Origin of the sequence: Microbacterium sp. (assembly GCF_011620665.1) — a bacterium.
Taxonomy (GTDB): Bacteria; Actinomycetota; Actinomycetes; order Actinomycetales; family Microbacteriaceae; genus Microbacterium.
On sequence record NZ_WOYQ01000046.1, the window covers coordinates 7,688 to 11,309 of the forward strand.

The 3,622-nt window shown below is 73.8% G+C and carries 2 protein-coding genes and 1 pseudogene; 2 read left to right on the forward strand and 1 reads right to left on the reverse strand.

All coding sequences use genetic code 11. From position 1 onward, the window contains the following. Positions 1 to 1,211: pseudogene (locus tag QZV81_RS06420) on the forward strand (hypothetical protein); the annotation flags it as partial. On the opposite strand, the gene QZV81_RS06425 reads toward QZV81_RS06420, so the two are convergent. Then, complete coding sequence (locus tag QZV81_RS06425; RefSeq protein ID WP_292834513.1) at positions 1,208 to 2,302, reverse strand: NAD(P)-binding domain-containing protein; 1,095 nt, start codon at positions 2,300 to 2,302, stop codon at positions 1,208 to 1,210. The pseudogene QZV81_RS06420 and the gene QZV81_RS06425 sit on opposite strands and share 4 nt — an antisense overlap. Before the next feature lie 73 nt (positions 2,303 to 2,375). Here QZV81_RS06425 and QZV81_RS06430 point away from each other — a divergent pair. Further along, positions 2,376 to 3,622 (forward strand): DNA polymerase III subunit gamma and tau (locus QZV81_RS06430; protein ID WP_292834515.1); only part of this gene is annotated, 1,247 nt, incomplete at its 3' end.

Genomic DNA, 3,622 nt, shown 5'->3' on the forward strand with positions numbered 1-3,622 from the left:
GGCGGGTTGAGCCTGCGGGGCGGAATGAACGGAACGAGTCGGAGTTCGTCGCCCCACCGAAGGCGCCCGTCGACCCGCTGCGTGCAGCCGCCGTGACCACACCTGCACTGTCCGCACCGTCGTTTTCTGCGCCGCAGCGCGACACACCGGAGCCCGCCACGTGGACGGCGGCGTTCGAGCAGCTGACTTTCGAACCCTTCGCGGCGCCCCGCGCCGAACCGATCAACGCGCTGGCGCCCGCGGCCGCGGCGTTCGATTCGCAGCTGCCGGAGGGGAGCCACCTGCTGCGCGGCGTGCTGGCCGACGAAGAACTCTTCGCGCCCGCGCCGCGCCGCGGAATCGCCGACTGGTCGCGGCGCGCATGGTGGGCGCTCGTGGCATCCATCGTCGTCATCGCGGGCATCGTCATCGGGGGCGTCCTGATCTCGCAGAGCATGGCCGCGGATGCGCGCCTCACCGCGGCCGTCTCCGGGCTCAGCGAGGCCACGGCGGGCATGGACGATGCGCAGACCCGGCTCGACGGCGCGCTCGCCGATTACGACGGGATGCTGGTGAGCGCCCAGGCGGCGGCAGACCGTGCGGGCGCCGCCCTGACGGCGGTCGCCGGGATGGCCGACCCGGCCGCGCTCGATCCGGCGGCCGCAGCGCACGCCGACCTCGTGGCCGCGCTCGCGGACTCGGCCGCCCCGACAGGGCCGGAGCGCCAGGGCAGCCCCGACTTCTCGAACGCGACGGCCTCTGACGCGCCCGCGATCGAGGCCGCCGCCGCGGCCGCCGCGACACACACGACCGACCTGCAGAGCGCCGCCACCGCGGTCGAGGCCGCGACGGCGGGCATCGCGGCGACCGTGACCGCGCTGACCGCCGCGCAGCAGACGCTCGGAGCCTCGCTCCCCGCGACCGCCGTGACGCTCGCCGAAGAGAACGATCTCGCCGAGCAGTCCTTCCGAGACGCCGTCGCCGCTGCCGCGCTCGCCGTGGGCGCAGCGCAGGCCGCCGGCGCGTCGGGCGATGCCGAGCTTCTGGCCTATGCCGACGCCGTCACAGCACTTCGGGCCGATCAGGAGCGCGCGGCGGGCGCGGTGCGCGCGGCGCAGCCGCGGAGCACGACTCCCGCCCCGGTCACCACCCCGACCACCCAGACGGCCCCGGCGCCCGAACCCGTGCCGGTTCCGGTGCAGCCCGCTCCGGATCCGCCTCAGGCACCCTAGCGGCGCGCTGAAGGCTGCCGGGGGTTCGCCGCCGCGAGGATCGCTCGGACCGCGTTGCGCCCGGCGCGATTGGCGCCCACCGTCGACTGCGACGGTCCGTAGCCGATGAGGAACAGACGAGGCTCGTCGAGAGCCCGTCCGTCCGCGACCCGGATGCCGCCGGCCGGTGTGCGCAGCCCGAGCGGAGCGAGATGGGCGATGTCGGCCCGGAATCCGGTCGCCCACAGGATCACGTCGGCGGGCTCGGCCGAGCCATCCGGCATCCGCACGCCGTTCGCTTCGATGCGCGAGAACATCGGATGCCGCACGAGCACGCCCCGGGCCTCGGCCGCGCGCGCCCAGGGCGTCCAGTGCTGGCCGGTGATCGAGATGACGCTGCCGGGCGGCAGGCCCTGGCGCACGCGCTCCTCGACGCCCGCGATCGCCGAGACGCGGGCGGCGGTGTCGAAGTCCGCGGCATCCCACACCACCTCGTGCCGCGTGACCCAGAAGGTGTCGGCGACGCGCGAGATCTCGTCGAGCAGCTGGATGGCGGAGATCCCCGCACCCACGATCACGACGCGGCGACCGGCGAACTCGTCGGCCGACACGTAGTCGTGCACGTGCAGCTGGCGCCCCGCGAACTCCTGGTGGCCCGGATAGTGCGGCCAGAACGGCCGCCGCCAGGTGCCGGTCGCGTTGATCACGTGCCGCGCCGCCCAGGTGCCGGCATCGGTCTGGACCAGCAGCCGCCCCGCGGGGTCGTCGTCGGCGCGGCGCACGCTCTCGACCTGCACCGGCCGGCGCACGCGCAGGTCGAAACGGGCCTCGTACTCGGCGAAGTACGCGGGAAGCACGTCGGCGCTCGCGGCCGCCGGATCGGCGGGCGGAACGGCGAAGCCGGGAAGCTCATGGATGCCGTTGACCGTCGCCATCCGCAGGCTCCGCCAGCGGTGCTGCCACGCGCCGCCGGGCGCGCTCTCGGCATCCACGGCGACGTAGGAGCGGGCACCGGGCTCGGGCGTGAAACCGCGCCGCCGCAGGTGGTAGGCCGCCGACAGCCCGGCCTGACCCGCGCCGACGACGGCGACGTCGACGGGTTCGGGGCTCACACCGCACACCAACGCGGAGGAGGGGGTGCGATGTTCCCAGCGCCGTGTCGGTGCCACGCCGTAGTCTGGTGTGGTGACCACCGCCCTGTATCGCCGCTACCGGCCCGAGACGTTCGGCGAGATGATCGGGCAGTCTCAGGTCACCGAGCCGCTCATGACGGCGCTGCGCAGCGACCGCGTCGGCCACGCCTACCTGTTCTCGGGCCCGCGAGGGTGCGGCAAGACGACGTCGGCCCGCATCCTGGCGCGCTGCCTGAACTGCGCACAGGGCCCCACCGATGTGCCGTGCGGCACGTGCGACAGCTGCATCGAGCTCAGCCGCGACGGCGGGGGCTCGCTCGATGTCGTCGAGATCGACGCGGCGTCGCACAACGGCGTCGACGACGCCCGCGACCTGCGCGAACGGGCGATCTTCGCGCCCGCCCGCGACCGGTTCAAGATCTTCATCCTCGATGAGGCGCACATGGTCACGGCGCAGGGCTTCAATGCGCTCCTGAAGCTCGTCGAAGAGCCGCCCGACCACGTCAAGTTCATCTTCGCGACGACCGAGCCCGAGAAGGTCATCGGGACGATCCGCTCGCGGACACACCACTATCCCTTCCGGCTGGTCGCGCCCGCGGCGATGCTCGAGTACGTCGAGCAGCTGTGCGTGCAAGAGGGCGTGCAGGCCGAGCCGGGCGTGCTGGCCCTCGTCGTCCGCGCCGGCGGAGGATCGCCCCGCGACACCCTGTCGCTGCTCGACCAGCTGATCGCCGGATCCGACCCTTCGACCACCTCGGGGGCCACCGTCGTCAGATACGAACGCGCGGTCTCGCTGCTCGGCTACACCCACGCCGAACTGCTCGACGAGGTCGTCGAGGCGTTCGCGGCCCACGATGCCGGTGCCGCCTTCGCGGCTGTCGATCGTGTCATCCAGACGGGGCAGGATCCGCGCCGCTTCGTCGACGACCTGCTCGAGCGGCTGCGCGATCTCATCATCGTCGCCGCGACCGGTCCGGGGGCTTCCGCCGTGCTCCGGGGCATTCCCGCCGATGAGCTCGAACGCATGGGGCGCCAGGCCGCGGGCTTCGGCACCGATCGGCTCTCGCGGATCGCCGACCTGGTCGTCACGGCTCTCGATGACATGACGGGGGCGACGTCGCCGCGGCTTCAGCTCGAGCTGCTGGTCGCGCGCGTGCTCGCGTCGGTGCCGGGTTCCGCTAGCCCGGGCGTGTCCGCGCCGGGCGTGGCGCCGGGTTCCATGGCGGTTGCTGCGGCGGTGGCGGTCGGCGGGCCGGCGGTTGCGGGCGGGTCTGCGGTGAGCGAGCGGCCGTTGGCGCC